This is a genomic window from Arthrobacter sp. H41 (genome assembly GCF_000520535.1).
Lineage (GTDB): Bacteria > Actinomycetota > Actinomycetes > Actinomycetales > Micrococcaceae > Arthrobacter_D.
This window is the reverse complement of record NZ_KI914799.1, coordinates 10,612-13,480: the sequence shown is the minus strand read 5'-3', so window position 1 is coordinate 13,480 and position 2,869 is coordinate 10,612. Positions and strand designations below refer to the sequence as shown.

At 67.8% G+C, this 2,869-nt stretch carries 4 protein-coding genes; 3 read left to right on the top strand and 1 reads right to left on the bottom strand.

Going from position 1 to position 2,869, the window contains the following annotated elements:
- On the bottom strand, positions 1-951 hold a 951-nt coding region (locus Y705_RS19010; protein ID WP_049822579.1), incomplete at its 3' end, for an alpha/beta hydrolase.
- A 224-nt stretch (positions 952-1,175) separates the two neighbouring features.
- Here Y705_RS19010 and Y705_RS0110115 point away from each other — a divergent pair.
- The 3 genes from Y705_RS0110115 to Y705_RS0110105 are packed head-to-tail and all read left to right on the top strand — an operon-like array spanning position 1,176 to position 2,778.
- Positions 1,176-1,832, top strand: a complete 657-nt coding sequence (locus tag Y705_RS0110115; RefSeq protein ID WP_026532766.1) for a trimeric intracellular cation channel family protein — start codon at positions 1,176-1,178, stop codon at positions 1,830-1,832.
- Positions 1,833-1,881: 49 nt separating this feature from the next.
- Positions 1,882-2,307, top strand: a complete 426-nt coding sequence (locus tag Y705_RS0110110) for a hypothetical protein (protein WP_026532765.1) — start codon at positions 1,882-1,884, stop codon at positions 2,305-2,307.
- Positions 2,308-2,778, top strand: a complete 471-nt coding sequence (locus tag Y705_RS0110105; protein ID WP_026532764.1) for an HIT family protein — start codon at positions 2,308-2,310, stop codon at positions 2,776-2,778.
- The last annotated feature ends 91 nt before the right edge of the window (positions 2,779-2,869 follow it).

The window sequence follows — 2,869 nt, the reverse complement described above, 5'->3', positions numbered from 1 at the left end:
CCAGTCGGCCAGGTCGGCAAACACCGCGCGTGATTCGGGGAGCCAGGGAAGGCCGGGGAAGACGTGGAATGCGCCGGGATACTCCCGTAGGACGACGTCGACGCCCGCATCCCGCGCGCGGTCGCGGAACAGGACGGCGTCCGGCATGCACACGTCGCGGGTGCCCTGGTAGATCCGGATCGGCGGAAGATTTCGGAGCATGGCGGCCGGAGCGAAGACCGGGCTGACAAGCGGTGTGCGCGGATCATCACCGCCCGCCCACCAAAACCCCGCGCGCACCGCTCCGGGAACGGACAGCATGGGGTCGATCTTCTCGTAGCGCGGCACCTCCGGATTGGTGCCGGTGACGTCGAGCCACGGCGAGAAGGCGATGATCCTCGATGGCGTGGGCAGCCCCGCGTCGGCAAGCACCCAACACTGCGCGATGGCCAGTCCGCCGCCGGCGGAATCTCCTGCGAGGACGACGTCGGCGGCGTCGCTCGTCAGCAGCACCCCGCGGTACACCGAGGTGAGGTAGGGGAAGACCTCGCGGTAGGTGCTCTCGGGAGCGAGCCGGTACAGCGGGACGGTGACGGTGGCGCCGGTGCGCCGGATCAGCTCGGCGACGATCCACCAGTGCGGCCGGCTCAGTTCGTTGATGTAGACGCCGCCATGCGTGTAGATGATGTGGAGGCGCGTTGCGCCCTTGCGCGGGCGGACAGTGACGGTCCGGATCCCGTCCACTCGACGCTCCTGGATGCTGTGGGTGGCCGTCAGGGATCGCGGCATCGCCGCCGCCTCCGGGTACTCGCGCCCGGGGTAGGAAGCCTCCACCCAGTCGGTGGTCCGGTGGCGGTCCTTCGTCGGCGTCAGGGCGATGAGGCGTGAGGCCACCCGCATGGGCAGGGATCCCTCGGTGCGGGGATCGCCCGGCGAGTATCGCTGCAGGCTCCGCCGGATGCGCTCGATCATTCGGCCAGCCTAGCGGTCGGGAACCGGCCGGCCTTGCGGAGGGGCGCCTCCTGCGGTGGGGCTGGGCGCTACCCGGACCGACCTGCGGCCCCTCCCGCCCTGCGTCGGCGGCATCCGCTGATGAGCTCTCTGTCATGCTTGACGTTGGACAAAAGCCTCCCGGCGCTCTCGGCCCGCGCCCTTGATGTTCTGCCGGCGGCCGGCCCCTTCCACCCGAGGATTTCATGGATACCGCAGCCCAGATCCCCCTGATCCTCGACCTGCTCGGGGTGTTCTTCTTCGCTGTGTCCGGTTCGCTGCTGGCGGCGCGCAAGGGCTTCGATCTTGTGGGCTCGCTGCTCCTTGCCTCACTTGCGGGCCTCGGCGGCGGCGTGGCCCGCGACGTCATCATCGACACCCCTCCCGCTGCGTTCAACGATCCCACCTACCTCGTGCCGCCGCTGCTCGCCACTGTGCTCGTGTACTTCGTCTTCTCGCGGGTGGAGCGTGGTCGGCGGGTCCTGGTGATCTTCGACGCCGCGGGCCTTGCCCTCTTCTGCATCACCGGAACGTTGAAGGCCCTCACGTTCGGACTGAACCCCGTCGCTGCGGTGCTGCTGGGCGTCACCACGGCCGTGGGCGGCGGCCTGCTGCGCGACGTCGTCGCCAATGAGGTTCCGCAGCTGTTCGATCCACGCGACATCTATGCGCTGCCGGCGATGCTCGGCGGCGTCGTCGTCACCGTGCTGGTAGCCCACGACTGGTTCAACCTGCTGTCCGGGGCGGCAACCGCATCCATGGTCTTCTCGCTGCGTGTCCTGGCGTGGCGGTACGGCTGGCACGCGCCCCTGGCGGCACGCGCATGGTCGCCTCGGCGTGCCCGGAAAGGTAAGAGCGCCTGACCGCGGCCGGTTACGATTGAGGCATCCCCACCCCCCACCTGGAGTAACCGTGACTGAACTGTTTCTGGACAAATTTCGAGCCCTGGTTCCCTCCTATTTCGAGGACGAGTGGGTTGAGGAGGACGGGCTCTCATCGGCGGAGCTCGAGGAGATGATGCAGGGCAAGGACTTCGAGCTTCCCCTCGCACTGCGCGAGTTCTACCTCGCCGTCGGCGCGACCGAAGACATCATGGAGGCCTTCCACTTCTTCTGGGATCCCGACGAGCTGGAGATCGAGGACGGCTTCCTCCTGTTCCTCGAGGACGAGGAAGAGCTCTACACCTGGGGCATGAAGGCCGACCAGCTTTCCGTCCCGGACCCGATCGTGTGGCGCCGCAACAACGCGCGCGGAGAATGGAAGTCCGAGGACGGCACGTTCAGCGAGTACGTCCTCGACCTGTTCGAGTGGGTGTTCGAGGACACGGAGGAGAACTGAGTGAGCGGATTCGTCCACCACGCCCCCGAGGGGTATCAGTGCCCCTTCTGCGACCTTGCCCGCGGCGACTTCGATAATCCGCGGAACCTGTGCCGCCCGGGCGACGTCGTGTACTCGGATGACCTCGTCCTCGCCTTCATCGCCTCCCACGGGTTCGAGCCCAATCCGGGACACGTGCTCGTCACGCCCCGTGAGCATTTCGAACTGCTCTACGAACTGCCCGACGACGTCGCTGCCCGCATCATGACGCTCACGCGCGATGTCGCGGTGGCGATCAAGCGCGCGTGGGAGCCCGACGGGGTGTCGACCCGCCAGCACAACGAGCCCGCCGGTAGCCAACACGTCTGGCATTATCACCAGCACGTGCTGCCGCGCTGGCACGACGACGGCTTCTACTTCACGCCGAAGCGGCCCGTCGTGGACCCGGGTATCCGGGCGCGGAAAGCGCTGGAGTTGAAGGCGTTCCTGTAGGTCCGACGTCGGGTCCTGCCCGCCTTTCAGCGGTCCGGGTGCGTGTCGCGGCCCGACACGCCGAGCTGCAGGTGACGTCGACCCGGTACCT

Excerpts from the sequence above, each read along its gene's own strand:
- Y705_RS0110115 (WP_026532766.1), top strand. The coding sequence starts at position 1,176 with ATGGATACCGCAGCCCAGATCCCCCTGATCCTCGACCTGCTCGGGGTG.